The 18,939-nt window shown below is 40.0% G+C and carries 17 protein-coding genes; 11 read left to right on the top strand and 6 right to left on the bottom strand.

Features of this window, described 5'->3' with window-relative positions:
* Positions 1-118: 118 nt before the first annotated feature.
* Positions 119-1,606, bottom strand: coding sequence for a UDP-glucose--hexose-1-phosphate uridylyltransferase (gene galT / locus LK416_07585; protein UEA73567.1), 1,488 nt, complete (start codon positions 1,604-1,606; stop codon positions 119-121).
* 267 nt (positions 1,607-1,873) lie between these two features.
* On the bottom strand, positions 1,874-3,154 hold the full coding sequence (locus tag LK416_07580; protein ID UEA73566.1) for a galactokinase: 1,281 nt from the start codon (positions 3,152-3,154) through the stop codon (positions 1,874-1,876).
* Positions 3,155-3,421: 267 nt separating this feature from the next.
* On the opposite strand from LK416_07580, the gene LK416_07575 reads away from it, so the two are divergent.
* From LK416_07575 to LK416_07565, 3 genes are all read left to right on the top strand, one after another.
* The gene (locus LK416_07575) at positions 3,422-4,426 is read left to right on the top strand and encodes a LacI family DNA-binding transcriptional regulator (protein ID UEA73565.1); all 1,005 of its coding nucleotides are present in this window, start codon (positions 3,422-3,424) and stop codon (positions 4,424-4,426) included.
* Between the two features lie 99 nt (positions 4,427-4,525).
* Entirely contained in the window at positions 4,526-5,014 is a 489-nt protein-coding gene (locus tag LK416_07570; GenBank protein UEA75883.1) for a hypothetical protein, read from the top strand.
* Positions 5,015-5,206, top strand: coding sequence for a substrate-binding domain-containing protein (locus LK416_07565; GenBank protein ID UEA75882.1), 192 nt, complete (start codon positions 5,015-5,017; stop codon positions 5,204-5,206).
* 507 nt (positions 5,207-5,713) lie between these two features.
* Here LK416_07565 and LK416_07560 read toward each other — a convergent pair.
* The 3 genes from LK416_07560 to LK416_07550 form a co-directional block, all read right to left on the bottom strand.
* Positions 5,714-5,863 (bottom strand): hypothetical protein, encoded by a 150-nt coding sequence (locus tag LK416_07560; GenBank protein ID UEA73564.1) that lies wholly within the window; start codon positions 5,861-5,863, stop codon positions 5,714-5,716.
* A gap of 122 nt (positions 5,864-5,985) precedes the next feature.
* Positions 5,986-6,708, bottom strand: a complete 723-nt coding sequence (locus LK416_07555; protein UEA73563.1) for a DUF1836 domain-containing protein — start codon at positions 6,706-6,708, stop codon at positions 5,986-5,988.
* Positions 6,709-6,945: 237 nt separating this feature from the next.
* A complete protein-coding gene (locus LK416_07550; protein ID UEA73562.1) occupies positions 6,946-8,247 on the bottom strand; it encodes a hemolysin family protein in 1,302 nt (433 codons plus the stop codon).
* A 259-nt stretch (positions 8,248-8,506) separates the two neighbouring features.
* Here LK416_07550 and LK416_07545 point away from each other — a divergent pair, with 259 nt between their 5' ends.
* The 3 genes from LK416_07545 (at position 8,507) to LK416_07535 (ending at position 11,514) form a co-directional block, all read left to right on the top strand.
* On the top strand, positions 8,507-8,695 hold the full coding sequence (locus tag LK416_07545) for a hypothetical protein (GenBank protein ID UEA73561.1): 189 nt from the start codon (positions 8,507-8,509) through the stop codon (positions 8,693-8,695).
* Between the two features lie 167 nt (positions 8,696-8,862).
* Entirely contained in the window at positions 8,863-10,494 is a 1,632-nt protein-coding gene (locus LK416_07540) for an ATP-binding cassette domain-containing protein (protein ID UEA73560.1), read from the top strand.
* 36 nt (positions 10,495-10,530) lie between these two features.
* The gene (locus tag LK416_07535) at positions 10,531-11,514 is read left to right on the top strand and encodes a CPBP family intramembrane metalloprotease (GenBank protein UEA73559.1); all 984 of its coding nucleotides are present in this window, start codon (positions 10,531-10,533) and stop codon (positions 11,512-11,514) included.
* 270 nt (positions 11,515-11,784) lie between these two features.
* On the opposite strand, the gene LK416_07530 is transcribed toward LK416_07535, so the two are convergent.
* On the bottom strand, positions 11,785-12,792 hold the full coding sequence (locus tag LK416_07530) for a hypothetical protein (GenBank protein UEA73558.1): 1,008 nt from the start codon (positions 12,790-12,792) through the stop codon (positions 11,785-11,787).
* Positions 12,793-13,453: 661 nt separating this feature from the next.
* Here LK416_07530 and LK416_07525 point away from each other — a divergent pair.
* The 5 genes from LK416_07525 (at position 13,454) to LK416_07505 (ending at position 18,821) form a co-directional block, all read left to right on the top strand.
* Positions 13,454-14,887 carry an ABC transporter substrate-binding protein gene (locus LK416_07525; GenBank protein ID UEA73557.1) on the top strand — a complete coding sequence of 478 codons (1,434 nt, stop codon included), beginning with the start codon at positions 13,454-13,456 and terminating at the stop codon, positions 14,885-14,887.
* 104 nt (positions 14,888-14,991) lie between these two features.
* Positions 14,992-15,936 (top strand): sugar ABC transporter permease, encoded by a 945-nt coding sequence (locus LK416_07520; GenBank protein ID UEA73556.1) that lies wholly within the window; start codon positions 14,992-14,994, stop codon positions 15,934-15,936.
* Positions 15,937-16,806 (top strand): carbohydrate ABC transporter permease, encoded by an 870-nt coding sequence (locus LK416_07515; protein UEA73555.1) that lies wholly within the window; start codon positions 15,937-15,939, stop codon positions 16,804-16,806. It abuts the gene before it with no gap.
* Positions 16,807-16,938: 132 nt separating this feature from the next.
* Entirely contained in the window at positions 16,939-17,691 is a 753-nt protein-coding gene (locus LK416_07510; protein ID UEA73554.1) for a YesL family protein, read from the top strand.
* Positions 17,692-17,813: 122 nt separating this feature from the next.
* Positions 17,814-18,821 carry a deoxyguanosinetriphosphate triphosphohydrolase gene (locus LK416_07505; GenBank protein ID UEA73553.1) on the top strand — a complete coding sequence of 336 codons (1,008 nt, stop codon included), beginning with the start codon at positions 17,814-17,816 and terminating at the stop codon, positions 18,819-18,821.
* The last annotated feature ends 118 nt before the right edge of the window (positions 18,822-18,939 follow it).

Raw genomic sequence — 18,939 nt, 5'->3', positions numbered from 1 at the left:
TACTCCTGTTTGCCGTAGTGCCTGCGCAGACATAAAATTGATCGGACAGACATTGGTCTGCCCGACCATGCGGGAAGAAAATCCCATATATATTTGGTATTAGGAAGCGGAGCAGGATTTAAAGGGTATTTATAAAGCGCATGAATGCTTCTCTGCCTTCTGTGGTATTTTTGTATACACCGGAGCATTCCAGAACTTTTGAGAATACCTTGCCGATCTCGTTCTGGATGATTCCATGGATATTTTCCTGAGTAATGTCATAAGCTCCGATCCATTCATCTACCCAATCTGCATGTTTTTCGATGGTTTCATTTGCGCGGATGTCCTTGTGGTTTAATATTGCATCCTCAAGCTCTGCCATTTCGCCTTTTAATCTTGCAGGAAGAACAGCCAGACCCATAACCTCGATCAGACCGATGTTTTCTTTTTTAATATGATGATACTGGCTATGTGGATGGTAGAGTCCCATCGGACATTCTTCGGTTGTGATATTGTTACGAAGTACCAGATCCAGTTCAAACAGATCTCCATGCATTCTTGCGATAGGAGTAATTGTGTTATGTGGAGTATCATCTGTGTAAGCGTAGATATAAGCAGCTTCGTCCGTATAATTTCTCCATGCTGTCAGGATGTGATCTGCTGCATCTGCGATACGTGCAGGATCGGAACCCTGAAGACGGATAACAGACATAGGCCATTTGACGATACCGGCTGTCAGGTCTTCGTAACCAGGTAAGGTAAAGTTTGATTCATATGGAGCCTTTGCCATTGCAAATGTATAGCCGCCACCCTGAAAATGGTCATGGCTTAAAATGGAACCGCCAACGATCGGAAGATCGGCATTGGATCCGGCTGTATAGTGAGGAAACAGTCGGACAAAATCAAGCAGCTTCACGAATGCGGCATGGTCGATCTTCATTGGAGTATGGTTAGCATTAAAGATGATACAGTGCTCGTTATAGTATACATAAGGGGAGTACTGTAAAAAATATGCCTGTCCATCTAAGGTGATAGGCATGATTCTGTGATTCTGCCTTGCAGGATGTGAGAAATGTCCGGCATAGCCTTCGTTTTCACGGCAGAGCAGACAGGCTGGATAACCGGATTTCTTTGCCTTTCCGGCTTTTGCGATATCTCTTGGATCCTTCTCCGGCTTGGACAGATTGATCGTAATATCGATCGGACCGTATTCCGTTTCCGTAACCCATTTTTCATCCTTTGCGATACGGTCTTCACGAATATAGTTTGTAGCCTTGCTGAAAGCATAATAATAATCCGTTGCTTTCTTTGGGGATACAGCATATTTATCAGCAAATATTTTCCGTACAACGGATGGAGCAGGAGTGAGCATACCCATGATCTTTGTATCGAAAAGATCACGGTTTGTGATCGTGTCATCCTCCATCAGTTTATGCCGGTATGCATAATCTAACATATCGTTTAGGATATCAACGAGCGGACGGGATGGGATCTCGGCCGGTTCGGTGTATTCCTGAATGTCGAATAACTCTAACAGACGGTTTGTAACATATATTTCGTCTGCGGGATCTACGAGTCCTTTATTTAAACCATAAGTAACTAATTCTTTGATATATGTTTCTATCATAATCGTAACCTCCCATAAAATTTGTTATTATATCGTGAGCATAGCTCACTCAATGCATTCCGCAAAATCAGCATCCTTGCGAGCAAATAATTTTGCGTTCATTATATCATGTGCTTCGCACATTCTATGCATTCCGCAAAATCAGCCCTCTTGCAAGCAAGTGATTTTGCGTTCATTATATCGTGAGCTTAGCTCACTCAATGCATTCCGCAAAATCAGCCCCTTGCAAGCAAGTAATTTTGCGTTCATTATATCATGTCGTCTGTTTTACAGTACCTGCATACCGCCGTATTTGCGGATCTTCAGTACATGACAGGAGCCTTCGCCAAATACATGATCCATAGCCTGACGATAAGTTTCAACAGTGTCATTTTCTACAAATGCCTGAATGGTTCCGGCAAAACCACCGCCGTGAACACGGCTTACTCCGTGGCTTCCAAGTGTGATATCACTGACAGCCAGAGCAACAGATACATTCTGAGCCTGAATGTCTTTATTTGTATATACGTTCTGCAAATATTTGAAAGAAGAATCGCCGGATGCTTTAACAGCCGCGAGAAATGCCGGCATATCACCTTTTTTCAGGGAAGCAGCCTGAATTTCTACCCGTTTTACTTCTTCAAAATAGTGAAGGGCACGAAGCAGGTAACGGTCGCCGAGTTTGGTGCGGATATCAGTCATGTGGTCGATGATATCCTGTTCACTTAATTCGTTTAATACCGGTTTGCCAAGCATCTCCGCAACGGCACACATCTCGGCAGGAACTGCAGCATAGTCAGCAGTCAGATCTACATGGGAGCCCTTTGTATCAGTGATACAGAGACTGTAACCGCTCTTTGCCATATCAAAGTCGATCTTTTCAACAATAGGATCGGCCGGATCTGCAAAGTCGATATGTACAAGATTTCCGACGGAAGATGCCATCTGATCCATCAGACCGCAAGGCTTTCCGAAGTATACATTTTCTGCATACTGGCCGATGATCGCAATCTCGATTGCAGATACGGAACCATTATTATAAAGTCCCGACAGGATGGTTCCGATGATTGTTTCGAATGCTGCAGAAGATGAAAGACCGGCACCGATCAGTACATCACTGGTGATATATGCTTTGAAGCCGCCAACAGCGTGTCCGCGTTCCTTTAATCCGGCAGCAACACCCTTGATCAGAGCCATTGTTGTTTCTTTTTCACTTTCTACAAGAGAGAGGTCGGATGTGTCGATTGTAATGAGATCATATCCGTCTGAGATAACCTGGATCTTATCATCGGAAGTCTTTGCAACGATGGCAATCGCATCCAGATTGATAGATGCGGCAAGTACCTGACCGTGCTGATGATCAGTATGATTTCCACCTACTTCACTTCTGCCCGGAGCGGAGAAGATAGATACCTCTGTGTCTCCGAAATCTTTGATGAATTCCTGAAGAGCGGCGATATATCTGCCATTCTGATAAGCGAGCAGATGCTCATCGACATAGATATCGGTTAATAATTCATTGTACTGTTCTGATTCAAAGTCTTTTATTAGTTCAGATGCATGTTTCATATGTTTATCCTCCTGATCATACATGATAATTGATGTGCTTATATCTGTACGGTGCGTAAATGTGTGTTTACTTGTACAGATGTGTCTGTTTTTCTAAGTCTGTTTGTTCTTTATAGTGACAGGATAACATATGTTTAGTAAAATGTCAACAATACTTTAGTAAAGATTTACTGAAAAAGTAATTGAAAAATAAAAAAAAATCTGTTACACTAGGTTGGTAAAAATATAGTAAATTTATCCAATAAATATGGAGTAAAGAGGTATATTATGACGACAATCAAGGATATTGCGAGATGGGCAAATGTGTCACCGGCTACAGTTTCAAGAATTTTGAACGATGATCCGACATTAAATGTTTTACCGGAGACAAAGGAAAGAGTCCTTCGGGCAGCGAAAGAATTGCATTATACAAAGAAAAAGTCAGCCAGATTAAAGAAATCATTCCAGCTTGGGCTTGTGCTTTGGTTCTCTGCAGAAGATGAGATGAAAGATAGCTATTATCTGTCCGCAAGAAAGGGAATCGAGGATTTCTGTATCAGCCAGTCGATTGAACTGGTTCGGGTATTTCGGAATGACAGCAACTATCTGGACATGCTGCGTGGTTGTGATGGAATTATCTGCCTGGGTAAGTTTGCGCAGGAGGAAGTAAAATCATTTATAGAGATATGCAGTAATATTGTATTTCTGGATATGAAGGTGGAGCATTATAATATTACTTCCCTAACGATGGACTTTAAACAGGCAGTAAGGGATGTGCTTGATTATCTGTACCATCTGGGACATCGCAAGATTGGATTTATGGGTGGTAAAGAGTATGTGGGAAATCATGAGCTTCTGGTTGATCCAAGACTGGAAGAATACATTGCATATATGAAAGAAAAGGATCTTCCATACGAGAAATATCTGTATGAGGGAAACTTCAATACATTCTCCGGTTATGAGATGGGAAAAGTGATAGCAGGATCTGACGAACGTCCAAGTGCAATCTTTGCAGCCAGTGATGCACTTGCGGTAGGAGCATTAAAGGCATTCAAGGAAGCGGATATGGAAGTGCCGGAGGATATTTCACTTGTTGGCTTTAATAATACAGAGCTTAGTGAGTATACAGTTCCTGCACTTACAACGGTAAATGCTCCGGCATATGATATGGGACAGCATGGAGCAAACCTGATCTACGCTGCATCAAACCTTAGTATCCGTACTCCGTTAAAGGCTGAGATCCCATGTAATCTCATCGTCAGGGAATCCTGTATGGAATACACAGAAAAATAAAATTTAAAAAATGATTGATAAATTGCGCAAAAGTTGCTTGTTTAAATACAAGAGTTGCGCAAAACATTGCGCTACACTAAGAGAGAACAAGTGAATACAATGGATGATATGTCACAACTACAGAGAGCAGTTGAAAATCATAAGATTGATGGATTGATTCTTGGACGGACACTGATCCGGGATGATAGAATCAAATATTTAAAACAGACGGATCTTCCATTTGTAGCGATTGGAAGCACGGAAGAACCGAATGTTGCGCAGATCGATAACGATCATATCGCAGCCTGCCGGGAATTAACCTCCATTCTCATTATGAAGGGAATGAAGAAATTTGCATTGATTGGTGGGGACAGCAATCATGTAGTCAACCGGACAAGGCGAGAAGGCTTTGAACAAGGTATTACCGGTGCCGGACTTATGATAGAAGATATGAAAGTATATATGGATTGCGTTGACAGATCAAATGTCGAGATGGCAGTAGAAGACAGTATGCGCCACATGGTCGACTGTATTGTCTGCATGGATGATGGTATCTGTAACTGGGTGCTGGACAAGCTTAGAAAAGAAGACATATCTGTTCCGAAATAGATTAAGGTTGCTTCTTTTTATAACAGCGCCCTGTTTGAAAATAACCGCCCAGCGATCACATCATTACAGTATGACCCAAAAGAACTTGGTAAAACAGCCGGAGAGACACTATTTCGGATGATCGAAGGTGAAGATATCGCAGACCGGATTTTATTAGGATATGAAGTGACACTGAAAGGATCTACGCAATAGATCAGGCATATAGAATGTATGCAAACCGTTGAAACCTTGAGGTTTTAACGTGAACATAAATACCCCCCTCCTTTAAAGAGAGCCTTATTAAGCTGATGATAAGGCTCTCTTTTGTGTTGGGTTAGAATGATATAAGTCCGGCTTCCTGTCTGATTATATAAACGCATGACTCATTTCGTTTCTATTCGATACACTCACCTATTTATCAGCAGTCGCCCAAACTCACCCTGCGGGTTCAGACATGGGCTTGGCGCTGACGGTTAGAGTGCATCTCATTACGAAACTGCATGAATGTTATTGCTTTTTATATAATCAGACAGGTAGCCGGGCTTATATTAGTTAAGTATTTCTCAGAAAGAGAGACTTATTTGCTACTTGCGCAAACTGTTGCACCATATTTTGGAAAAAACTATTAAAAACACGCAACTATCTGTTTGAATAGATAGATGTATTTGTAATATAGCACATAAAAATAGGTTAAAAAACTGATCAAAATGTATAAACATGCTATGATTCACAGATAGCAAGATATGAAGCAAGAGGCCTTGGACCATCTAACATCGAAGCATCAAATTCAGATGTAGTACAGGCAGATCCGGCTATCGCAGCACTTGCAGCACAGGCAGCATATGCTACACCACAGCGTGTTGGTAACAATTACTGGGATCCTGCAAAGACACTTGGACAGATGCAACAGAGCCTTTTTTCATTCATTTTAGTTATAAAGAAATACAGCAAGCGTGGCTTGCTGTATTTCTTTATAGTACAATCTGAAAGTTTTATTTTATCTTTTTATTAGTTGACTTGAAGCTGACAGATGTATCGTTTGCTTTTGTCTTTCCGGCTGTGGCGGCTTTCTCTGCAGCTTTTGCTTTCTCTGTGTTTTTTATTTTTTGTTCATTTTTCTTTAATGTCTGTTCCTGAACGGAATGCATGTCATCAATCAGGTGCTCGATGCACTTCTTCTTAACATAGACATCAACGGACAACATAGAGACCATACACATATCGTGAAGATAAGCGTCTGTTTCCGGATCATACATATCGGATGCCTTATCATAGGTGGATAAGATGCTTTTGATTATGTCATTATAGTTATCGATCTCGTAATTGAATAATTTGCGGTAGACCTCTTCGATGTTGACCGGTGATTCACCGTTATAGCAGTCGTTGTTATTCATCGGGGCAAGAAGTGTCTGAATATCAGTGATACTTACAAAGTTCTTGAGGTAGTAAATATACAACAGCATGATCAGATGATCCTTGGAGTAACGCTTCTTGTCGGGTGGCGGGAGAAGGTTGTTTTTCGTATAATTATTGATCATGGTCTTTGTCATGGTCTTGTCATCGTCACTTCGTTTATTAGCGTTCAGCTTATCCTCCATAAAGGTTGTTAACTGATCCATATACAGATCGATCTCAGGTATATCATCCGGATCGATGTAACTCAGAGAAGTTGCAATCTGTAATAATTTTTTTCTGCGAGTAATATTTTTATTCATTAGAATCTCTCCCAAACATAACCAAATCTGTATGAATTCTATAGGAAAGTCCTGCTTTCATGTAAACGATATGAAATACAGGACTTTATAACCTTAGTATTCTATTATATAGGAATAAAAATCACAACACAAGCATTTTGACAGAATTTTTAAAATTAAAAACTCAAACTGAACAGACGTATGTGTGTCTATGTTATGATGCTCTTTTTAGATGGCAGTTTTTAAGAACAGATTGGATTATTCGTTGTTGCTATCAATATCAGTATTCGGCTTTGGTAGAATTTCGAGCAGAACTCGTGAAACACGATTTTTATCTAATTTTGTTACCTTGCAGGATATCACACCATCAGATGCTGTATCTCCAACGGATGGAAGGTGATCTAATAACTGAATGATATAACCACCGATAGAATCATAATCTTCAGATTCGATATCCAGATCCAGCGCATCGTTCAGGTCGTCTAATTTGATTCCGCCATCAATGCTGTAATGTGTATCATCTATTTTCACAATATTATTATGCTCTGCATCATCGTATTCATCCTTGATATCACCGATTATTTCTTCGATCAAGTCCTCCATAGAGATCAGACCAACACAGACGCCATATTCATCCAGCACGATACCGATGGAATTTGAACTGGATTTCATGTTTGCCAAAAGATCATTTGTTTTTTGAAATTCATAAACATAGAATGGTTCGCGGACGATGTTTGTTACGTCAAAATTGTTGATGTCATGGGTTGCTTTATAAAAGAACAGATCTTTTACATGCAGGATGCCGATGACATTATCACGAGAATCCTTATAAACAGGAAGTCTGGTGTAAGGAACCTCCATATACTGCTTCAGCAGTTCATCATAAGTAGCGGTAACAGGAACCATGGTCACATCGGTACGGGGAATCATAATATCACGAACACGGGAATCTCCGAAGTCCACTACGTTTGTGATCATTTCCTTTTCCTTGTTCTCGATGACACCTTCTTCCTCACTGACGTTTACCATGGTGATCAGTTCATCTTCGGTAATGGATTTGGCACTTTCGTTTGTATCCATATGTAAGATCCAGAAAATAACATGAGAGATCTTGTTTATGATGAATACAAATGGGGTAAAGATATATACCAGAAACTGTACGACGTCCACATAAAGTATTGACATTTTAACACTGTTATTTTGGGCAAGCGTTTTCGGTGTGATCTCACCAAATAACAGGATCAAAAGGGTGAGGATTCCGGTTGCGATTCCGACTGCCTTGCTTCCGAATAAATTAGTGGTAAGTGTTGTTGCAAGAGCGGAAGCTGAAATATTCACGATGTTATTACCTATTAATATTGTGCTGATCAGTTTGTCGCTGTTAGAGATCAGTTTAAGAACTCGGGCAGCACGTTTGTTCCCGCTATCAGCCATTGAACGCAGGGTGAATTTATTGACAGTTGTAAGAGCTGTTTCGGCAGAAGAAAAGAATGCCGATAACAGGATTAATAGAATAATTGTAATTAACTGGATAATTGTACTGGGGTGCAAAAAAATCATCTCCTAAAAATATTTTTGCTTTTGATTGTACAGAATAGAGAAAAGCTTGTCAAGAACAGAACGACTAAGAAATGGTGGTTTTATATAAACATTAGACTATCCGGTAGTGTTCGGAATAAATGAAGGAGAAGATGCAGATACTAATGCATGTAGATGATAATAGACAGTTATGCAGATACCATTGCCTGATGTTGTTGTTGCATGACCGGATCTATGAAATCTGCGATAAAGACTGACAAATGTCAAGGAGGTAAGAACGATGAGAAGTTCAACAGAAACCTATCATGAGGTAGCAGAACGTTGCAGTGCTTATGAAAAGACATGCCATTGCAACAGCATGACCAACAAAGCGGATGGTGAAAAGAGCTGCTTAAACTGTTCCCATTTCAGTAAGGACAAACATTGCAAATTAGATCTTTATGATCCGATTGTAAAGAATCTGAAATAACAGGAAAACAAAACAGAAGGGTTCACCCCTGACCGGTCAGCCGGAAAAGACTTGCCAAATTAGCCTTTTCCGGCTTTTTTCAGGTGCATACGTTCTTTTCATAATTGACACATATTCAACTAGTTGATATACTTTTAGATTAGAAAAATGGAAAGGTATGTGTATCGATGATAAGTGCAAATAACGTAACATTAAGATTTGGAAAGAAAGCTTTATTTGAAGATGTAAATATTAAATTTGTACCGGGTAACTGCTACGGACTGATCGGAGCAAACGGAGCCGGTAAATCAACCTTTTTGAAGATCCTTTCAGGAGAGATCGAACCATCAAAGGGTGATGTCACAATGGATGAGGGGGAGCGTCTGTCTGTATTACAGCAGGATCACTACAAGTTCGATGAATACACAGTACTCGATACTGTTATCATGGGAAACAAGCGCCTGTATGAGATCATGAAAGAAAAAGATGCGATCTATGCAAAAGAAGATTTTACAGATGAAGATGGTATCCGTGCTTCCGAACTTGAGGGCGAATTTGCTGATATGAACGGATGGGAAGCAGAATCCGATGCGGAGACTTTGCTAAATGGCCTTGGTGTGGATACAGAATATCATTATATGATGATGAAAGATTTGGATGGTGGACTGAAGGTTAAGGCACTGCTTGCGCAGGCGTTATTTGGCAATCCTGACGTTCTTCTTCTCGATGAGCCTACGAACCATCTGGATATGGATGCGATCGCATGGTTGGAGGAATTCCTGATCAACTTTGAGAATACCGTTATCGTGGTATCCCATGACCGTTATTTCTTGAATAAGGTATGTACTCAGATCGCCGATATCGATTATGCAAAGATCCAGTTATATGCCGGTAACTATGATTTCTGGTATGAGTCCAGTCAGTTGATGATCAAGCAGATGAAAGAAGCAAATAAGAAGAAGGAAGAGAAGATCAAGGAATTACAGGAATTCATTCAGAGATTCTCGGCAAATGCTTCCAAGTCCAAACAGGCAACCTCCAGAAAGAGAGCACTGGAAAAGATCGAACTGGATGATATCAAGCCATCCAGCCGTAAATACCCATATATTGATTTCCGCCCAAAGAGAGAGATCGGAAATGAAGTATTGACCGTATCTCATATTTCAAAGACAGTAGAAGGCGAGAAACTGTTAGATGATGTATCGTTTACAGTAGGACATGATGACAAGATTGCATTTGTCGGACCAAATACAAAGGCAACAACAATGCTGTTCAAGATCCTTGCGGGAGAAGAAAAGCCGGATGAAGGAAGCTTCAAGTGGGGCGTTACAACTTCACAGGGTTATTTTCCGAAGGACAACACAAAGGAATTCGATAATGACCTGATCATCGTAGACTGGCTGACACAGTATTCGGAAGAAAAGGATGCAACTTATGTACGAGGCTTCCTTGGAAGAATGTTATTTGCCGGCGACGATGGTGTTAAGAAGGTAAAGGTTCTGTCCGGTGGAGAAAAGGTTCGTTGTATGTTATCCAAGCTAATGATCATGGCTCCAAACTGCCTGATCTTAGATGAGCCTACAAACCATCTGGATATGGAATCTATTACAGCATTGAATAATGGACTGATCAAGTTCCCGGGTGTTATTCTGTTCTCATCACAGGATCATCAGTTCGTACAGACAACAGCAAATCGTATTATCGAGCTTACCAATACAGGTCTGATCGATAAGCAGACAACATATGATGAATATCTGGCAAATGATGAGCTTGCAAGAAAACGTCAGATCATGAACATGGATGTTGATGGAGAAGATTAAGAATAGAAGTAAAGATGGCAGACAGGGGTGTTTCATATGAAGATGAGATTAGAAAAGCCTGAGATTGCAAAACGGGCAGGCGAAGAAGGAAAGATTTATTCGTTTGGCAAGGAAATATGGCGGTTTATTCTGGTATTCCTGATCGGAAGCTTTATTGCAGGTTTGATCCCTGCGATATATGAAATGTATCTGTTTCTGTCGGATGTGGAAATGTTCGACCAACTGCAGCGGCTGTTTTTAAATGACGATTCATCATTTTCAGATATGATGGAATTGGCAACCAATATGACAGACGGAATGTATATACTTACATTATTCTGTACACTGATCCTGATCATTTCTGTTCTGGTCTATTGTAATAAGATAGAAAAGCGCTCCTATTATTCCATGGGAATTATTAAGAAAGATGGAGCAAAGCATTATGTACAGGGCTTGCTTGTTGGTGCGATATCCTTTTCTCTTTGCGTACTTGCAGGTGTTGCTCTTGGATTTGTAGATATTAAGGGATGGAATCAGAACTGCAATCTGCTGATCGTGCTTTTATATTTTATCGGATTTCTGGTACAGGGCTTCAGTGAGGAGATTGCATTCCGCGGATATTTTATGATAAGTCTGATGAAACGAAGCTCGGCAGTAAAAGCTGTTCTTGTGAATTCACTGGCATTTGCATTCTGCCATATGCTAAATCCCGGACTTACAGTTCTTGCTTTCTTCAATCTGATGTTGATCGGAATATTCCTGTCACTCTATGTGATAAAAACAAATGATATCTGGGGTGCGGCAGGCTACCATAGTATGTGGAATTTTGTGCAGGGAACCTTCTATGGAATCTCTGTCAGCGGAACCAATGTAGGAAGTGCTGTTCTTTCCTCTGAGATCAAACCGGGAAATATATTCCTGACGGGCGGTAAATTCGGCATGGAGGGCAGCATTGTGGCAACCATCGTGATGGCAGTAGTCTTAGTCCTCGGAATGTTTTACTATAATAGAAAAGAAACAAAACAGAATATAGCTGAATAGAAGAAGATCACACAGGGCTGCCTCCGGAGTGAATCCGTTGTATGAATATATCCACTATAATATGACGTTTGCGAGGATTTCGTCGCAAGCAACACATTGCCAGTAAATACGGGTGCTTGTCTGAGCCGAAGGCGAGTTAGCACAGAAGTATTTACGAATCAGGCATGTGTTGCGAGCAGAAACCGCAGCAAGTCATTTATAGTGGGTATATTCATATAACGGATCGCTCTGGAGACAGCCCTGTGTGATCTCCTTCTATATAGGTATTATTTATAGCTCCAATCCGAGATCGAAGATGAAGTTACAGATCTGCTTGACACGCTTCTGGTTGTCTTCGGATACGCCGGGGAAACAGATGTAGACATCATCGTAGCCCGGATTCAACTTCTTTGCAAAGTCGGTATCACTGATGTTGATCGCGTATGGAGCACTCTTTCCTGTGTAAGCAGGAGAAGTTGTGATCTGATCATTATAATCAGCAGTGAAAATATCATACAGATCGGAAGGTAAGGCTTCACCCAGTGTATGAATGATCGAACTTTCACTTAGGTATTCCAACCCGCGTTTATTTGTAATGATAATATCGTAGTAGTTTTCATCACATAGAGTAGGAAATGCAATGTAGTTTCCGCTTTCGGCATCTTTGGATACTTCATTGGTGCTGGTGCTTGGATCATACTTCAGATCCAGAACCTTCTGAAACTGATAATTGTCATCAAAACCATAGTAGTTCCAATAATCAGTTTCTATGACAGAGGAATCAAGTGCTTCCAGATCTTCGCAGTTTACAACTGCATAGGAGAGTGCAATCGGTTTGTTGCCACGGAAGAATGCAACTACGATCAGACTGATTGCGATGATCACGATCAGCGGCAACAGGATCTCCATCTTATATGCATATAAAAAGTATTGTAACTTTTGCACAAAGGTCATTCCTTCGGTAGTTTCCTTTAATCGTTTTCTTTTTGCTGCCCGGCGCTCTTTACGGGACATCGTTGCAAATTCCAGTTTGTCCTCAATCTTAAGATCTTCCTTTGGTGGAACCTTGCGGGGATCTTTGAACTCGTGCGGCTGATCCTGTTTGTTTTCAATATTCTGTGCTTTTGCCGGTTCCTTCTTTTCGACGGCAGTCTGAGTATTGACAGTTTCCTGTTTGGTTTCGATATTTTGTGCCTTAGCCGGTTTTGCTGTTTGTACAGCAGTCTGTTTTTTTACCTGCGCCTGAGAATTTGCGGCGACATTGTTGCTTTTCTTCTTTTTCTTTTTACTGTTGCCCATATTGTTTCCTTTTCTTCTTATATAATAATGATAAGTATAACACAGATGGAAATGGATAAAAAGGAGCAGGTATGGTAAAGAGTATGAAAAAAGAATGAAAATATAAGAAATGAAATATAAAGAATATGTATTTAGCAGATCATAAAGATGAGTACCTGATAAAAACAGAATTGGCGATGTGTGTTGTGGTAAAAACGTATACATTTTAACAAATACGCATTGACTATTGTGTACAGACAGAGTTATATAGAAAGAGAAATGCAACAATGTGAAAAATGAGACAAAGGAAAAGAAAAAGTTTAAATTGTATGTCAATTGAGCTAAAATTGTAGAAATAGTATAAATACCCCATGTCGCAAATTGGTAAATTTTTTTTAACGAAAATTTAAAAATGTACAAAAAAGATAAAAAAGAATAAAAAAGGACTTGCCAAATTAGATAATATGTCCTATAATAAGCCTATGTTGACAAGGAAATTTGTCAATAATATCTTAAGAAAGCCACATACATAATCATGTTTGACATATTGTGTAAATGATAAGTTAATCAGATCATGTATAAAAGTGGCAGGCATTCCAGTAAATAATACAGATGCAGATGTCAATCCGCAGAAGTATGAATGAAAGGAATAGCACACATATTTTAAAAGGAGGGTTTTTTTGTGAGAAAAATCAAAAAAGCATTGGCTCTTTCATTAGCACTTGCTATGGGATTATCACTTGTTGCATGTGGTGACAAGGATGATTCAACAACAGAGCCAAAATCATCAGAAGCAACATCAGAGGCAGCATCATCAGAGGATGCATCATCAGAAGAAGCATCATCAGAGGACGCTTCAGGAGCAGCTAAGATTGAAGCTCCTAGCACAGATGGATGGGATGACAGCAAGAAGATCTACGCTTATTCATGGGATGAAGATTTCTCAAAGAAGCTGAACATCGTTCTTGACAAGTTCCCAGAGTACAAGGATTACGTTGAGTTCGTAACACTTGGTCTTGGTGGAACATCAGATGACTACAAGACAGCTATTGATACAGCTCTTACAAGCGGAGACAAGTATCCTACACTTATCCCAGCTGATAACGATGTAGCTAAGTACTGGTCAGAGGATGATTCAAAGACGGCTAATCTGTATGACTTAGGTTTCACAGATGAGATGCTTGCTAACTCATACGACTTCGCTAAGCAGTATGGTACAACAAACGGCGAGCTTAAGTGTGTAACATGGCAGGCAACAGCAGGTTCTGTATACTACAGAAGAGACATCGCTAAGGAAGTTCTTGGAACAGATGATCCTGCAAAGGTTCAGGAAGCACTTGCTTCATGGGATAAGTTCTTCGAGACAGCTGAGACATTAAAGGCTGCTGGATACAAGATCGTGTCTGGTGCTCCTGATGTTAAGTATGCTATCTGGGATACTCAGTCACAGCCTTGGGTAACAGATGATGGTTCAAAGGAAACTCTTACACTTGACAAGTCAGTTACAGAGTATCTTGAGACAGCTAAGAAGATTTACGATGGTGAATATTCAAACAACACATCTATGTGGGATAATTCATGGGCAGCAGATATGAAGGATGATTCTAAGGTATTCTGCTACTTCGGATGTCCTTGGTTCATTGGTTCAATGCAGGGTAATGGTGCTACAGATGGTAACTGGGGAGCTGTTACAGGCCCTACATCTTATCACTGGGGCGGTACATATGTATGTGTAGGTAAGGATACAAATAACCCTGAGTTAGCTGCATTCCTTCTTTACGAATTAACATGTGATCCAGACGTAGGTGTTGAAATCACAAACAAGACAGGTGACTGTGTAAACAACAAAGAAGCTAATGCTAGACTTATCGCTGGCGAACTTAGCGCTGACAATGCAGCAGCTAAATTCCTTGGTGGTCAGAATCCTATCGAAGTATGGGCAGCATCAGCAGAAGGTATTAACCTCAGCAACTTAACATACCAGGATGCTTCAATCAAGGCATTTATTGATGAAGCTTCTACAGCATACAATTCAGGAACATACAAATCAGTTGATGAAGCTGTTAAGTATATCCAGGATAAGTGTGCATCAGAATTAGGTATTTCAGCTGAATAATCCCTAAAAACTGATTAAGTAACACAATTTGCACGCATCAGTAATGAAAGTTGCTGGTGCGTGTGTACTATAAACAATTAATTTTTAGGGGGTGCTCTTACACAATGAAAAAGAATAAGACAGTTGAATATGGAAAATATGGATTACTGTTTCTCATTCCATTCTTTCTTGTATTCTTAGTTTTTCAGCTGTATCCTCTTCTTTATACTTTTTATAATTCATTAATCTATTCCGCTAAAAATGGTAGATATGTAACTGAGACAGTTGGTCTTGGAAACTTTACAAACTATGTATTTGCAAAGACTGGTAGCGAGTTCTGGCAGTCATTAATGGTAACAGTTGTTCTGTGGATCTTAAACTTCATTCCACAGATTTTATTGGCTTTACTTCTTGCTGCATGGTTTACAGACATCAAGATCAAGTTAAAGGGAAGTGGTATTTACAAGGTTATCATGTATATGCCTAACATTATTACAGCAGCTACAATCGCCGTATTATTCTACGGTCTGTTCGAGGTTAATGGTCCTATCACGACTATTTTCAAAGACCTTGGCTGGTGTGATAAGGGTGGTATCTTAAATCATGGCTGGGCATCATTGATCATCATTGCTTTCATTCAGTTCTGGATGTGGTATGGTAATACAATGATCGTTCTTTGTGCAGGTATCTTAGGTATTAACCCATCCCTGTATGAGGCTGCAAGCGTAGATGGTGCTTCATCTAAACAGCAGTTCTTCAAGATTACACTTCCATTGTTAAAGCCGATCTTACAGTATACACTTGTAACATCAGCTATCGGTGGTTTACAGATGTACGATATTCCTCAGTTGTTCAATGAGGGCGGTCCTGTAGTTGTAACAGGCAGTGGATCATCCGTTAATTCAACAACAACAGTCGTAATGCTGATTAAGAAGTATGTAAGTGCCGGAGGTACACAGGATTATGGTAAAGCCGCTGCATATTCAGTTATGCTTTTTGCATTCACACTGATTATCAGCTTACTGTTCTACAGATTAACAGCAGAAAAATCATCAAAGGATGGAAGGTAGGTGAACAAAGTGGATCAGACAGAATCAAAAGTATCAGGAGGCAAGATTGTCAGATACGTCGTTTGTATCTTGCTTTGTTTCCTGTCAATATTGCCATTTTATATTTTGATCATTAACTCTACTTTAAAGTCAACAGAAATTGTTACAGGTATTAAATTAATACCGGGTGGAGAATTTATTACAAACTTCAAAGGTTTGTTAGCAGGTAGTGAAAAAACAAGTGGTGTTAACGTACTTCAGGCTATGTTAAACTCTTTACTGGTTACTGTTCCGGCTACAGCATTGCAGATCTATTTCGGATCATTAACAGCTTATGCAGTTACAGTATATAACTTCAAGTTAAAGAAGTTTGCATGGGGCTTTATATATGCGATCATGATGATTCCTCAGCAGGTATCAATCGTTGGTTTCATTAAGATTTGTAACTTAACACACTTATACGGATCATTCTTATCACTGATTATTCCGGCAATCGCTGCTCCTACTACTGTTTATTTCATGAAGCAGTACATGGAAACAGGTCTTTCAGTTGAGATCGTTGAAGCAGCCAGAATCGATGGATCGGGAGAAATTCATACATTCAATACGATTGTACTTCCGCTGTTGAAACCGGCTATGGCAACACAGGCGATCTTCGGATTCGTTGCATCATGGAATAACCTGTATACACCTTCAATTATTCTTGCAACAGAGAGACAGAAGCAGACAATGCCTATGTACGTTTCAGCGTTAAAGGCAAATGATAAGTCAAGAGACTGGGGTCAGATTTACTGTGGACTTTTCACTACAGTACTTCCAATTCTGGTTATGTACTTCTTCCTTTCTAAGTACATTATCGCAGGTGTAGCACTTGGTGGTGTAAAGGAGTAAAGAGGTCTTTTATAAAATATAATGTAGGTATCGGAAGCCATGGGCGATCGATACCCACATTATATATACTGAATAAGTGAGGAGAAGCTGCTGTAGCAGGTTCTCTATATTTTTGTTTATGAGGAAAATTTGATGAATGAAATGACAAACAATCAAGACAACAAGAATAGCGGAAGGGATAAAGAACCGTTTTTGAGACGCGCAATGGATGCATTTGGAACAATGTTTGCACTGAATATTTGTTTTGTAATAGGATGTATTCCGATTTTTACGATTGGTGCATCATTTACTGCATTGTATGCAATGTGCATCCGACTTCAGGAAGATGAAGAGGAAACTGTTGTTTCTGGTTTCATTCATGAGTTTAAGCGTAGTTTCAAACAATCTACGATTGCGTTTTTACTGTTGCTCGTTGCAGTTGCTGTAATGTTGGCTGAATATATTATGATCAAGCGGGTGACAGGGTTTATTTCAACATTTTATACATTTGTGCTTATAATTGAGGCAGTATTAGTTGCACTTGTTGTACCGTTTTTATTTCCGTTAATTGCAAGGTATAATAATGCGTTGAGTATCACGGTAAGAAATGCAATGGTACTTTCAATAACCTACCTGTGGTCATGGGTAAAGGTCGTTATCGCATGGTTTGTTCCGATATTTATCTGTGTGAAATATCCGGTTGTGTTTGTGAGTATCTGGTATATGTGGCTGTTACTTTTGTTTGGGGCAATTGCGTGGGGAACAACGCATACGATACGAAAGATATTCCGGTTGAATGAACAAAGAATCATTGATACTGCAGAGAAGGAGAGAAAAGCTGCGGAAGAAGCAGCGAAGGAAGCTGAACCGGATGAATCGGAATCAGTGGATGAAGAGGGAAAATAAAAGAAAAACAAAATAGTTTCTTTAATAATAAAATAAAGGAAAATGAAAAAGTCTGTAGAATAATAAAATTGTACGGACTTTTTTGCTATATTCGTTATATTGACCATGGAGGATGGTAAAATATGCTGATTCGTGAAAAACAGGAGCGACAAGAACATGAGATCCTGAGCCCATATGCATCATTCAGTGATCAGAGCAGAGGCAGGGACAAGAAGGAAGAACAGTGTGATCTTCGGACGGTCTATCAGAGGGACAGAGATAGGATCATTCACTGTAAGGCGTTCCGTCGCCTGAAGCATAAGACACAAGTATTCCTGTCACCGGGAGATGATCATTACAGAACGAGACTTACACATACCCTTGAGGTGGCGCAGATTGCAAGAACGATCGCAAGATCGCTTCGTCTGAATGAGGATCTGACAGAAGCAATCGCACTTGGTCATGATCTGGGGCATACACCATTTGGACATGCAGGAGAACGGGCATTGTCCAGATGTTCCGGCAGGTCGTTTCAGCATAATGAACAGAGTGTGCGTGTGGTGGAAAAACTGGAGAAAAGGGGAGCAGGGTTGAATCTGACATGGGAAGTCAGAGATGGAATGTTGAATCATAAGACATCCTGTACGCCGGCAACATTGGAAGGAAAAATCGTCCGGTTGGCAGATAAGATTGCATATGTAAATCATGATATGGATGATGCAATTCGAGGTGGAATTATGAAAGAATCCGATCTCCCGGTTAGTATCGTTAAGGTACTTGGCAACAATACCAGAGATCGATTGGACTGTCTGATCCATGATGTGATTGATACCAGTTATGAAACGGATACAGTTCGGATGTCAGAAGAGATCGGTGAGGCGTTATCAGCGCTTCGCAGATATATGTTTGAATATCTGTATACGAATCCTGTGGCAAAAAGAGAAGAAGTAAAAGCAGAAAAGTTACTAGAGATATTATTTGATTATTACAGAGAAGATCAATCGAGGCTGAATAATGAAAGCATAGAAATGCTCTATATGGGGGAGGATCTTACGACCGTAATCTGTGATTATATAGCAGGTATGACGGATAATTATGCGATCGAAACATTTAAGAAGATCTATGTTCCGGGTGCGTGGAAGGGTATTTGAGATAACATCATTGTCAAGTTTGCAATATATATGTTTACAACGAGAGCGAATGGTGTGGTGACAGAGTTAATCCCTGTAATCTGTATATGATTACGTTTTATATTAGGATAACGAACAG

The organism is Lachnospiraceae bacterium GAM79 (genome assembly GCA_020735665.1).
Lineage (GTDB): Bacteria > Bacillota > Clostridia > Lachnospirales > Lachnospiraceae > Coprococcus.
This window is presented reverse-complemented; position numbering and strand designations above follow the sequence as displayed.

Excerpts from the sequence above, each read along its gene's own strand:
- LK416_07580 (UEA73566.1), bottom strand. The coding sequence starts at position 3,154 with ATGAAACATGCATCTGAACTAATAAAAGACTTTGAATCAGAACAGTAC.
- LK416_07535 (UEA73559.1), top strand. The coding sequence starts at position 10,531 with ATGAAGATGAGATTAGAAAAGCCTGAGATTGCAAAACGGGCAGGCGAA.
- LK416_07530 (UEA73558.1), bottom strand. The coding sequence starts at position 12,792 with ATGGGCAACAGTAAAAAGAAAAAGAAGAAAAGCAACAATGTCGCCGCA.
- galT (UEA73567.1), bottom strand. The coding sequence starts at position 1,606 with ATGATAGAAACATATATCAAAGAATTAGTTACTTATGGTTTAAATAAA.
- LK416_07510 (UEA73554.1), top strand. The coding sequence starts at position 16,939 with ATGAATGAAATGACAAACAATCAAGACAACAAGAATAGCGGAAGGGAT.
- LK416_07550 (UEA73562.1), bottom strand. The coding sequence starts at position 8,247 with ATGATTTTTTTGCACCCCAGTACAATTATCCAGTTAATTACAATTATT.
- LK416_07540 (UEA73560.1), top strand. The coding sequence starts at position 8,863 with ATGATAAGTGCAAATAACGTAACATTAAGATTTGGAAAGAAAGCTTTA.
- LK416_07555 (UEA73563.1), bottom strand. The coding sequence starts at position 6,708 with ATGAATAAAAATATTACTCGCAGAAAAAAATTATTACAGATTGCAACT.
- LK416_07545 (UEA73561.1), top strand. The coding sequence starts at position 8,507 with ATGAGAAGTTCAACAGAAACCTATCATGAGGTAGCAGAACGTTGCAGT.
- LK416_07570 (UEA75883.1), top strand. The coding sequence starts at position 4,526 with ATGGATGATATGTCACAACTACAGAGAGCAGTTGAAAATCATAAGATT.
- LK416_07505 (UEA73553.1), top strand. The coding sequence starts at position 17,814 with ATGCTGATTCGTGAAAAACAGGAGCGACAAGAACATGAGATCCTGAGC.
- LK416_07575 (UEA73565.1), top strand. The coding sequence starts at position 3,422 with ATGACGACAATCAAGGATATTGCGAGATGGGCAAATGTGTCACCGGCT.
- LK416_07520 (UEA73556.1), top strand. The coding sequence starts at position 14,992 with ATGAAAAAGAATAAGACAGTTGAATATGGAAAATATGGATTACTGTTT.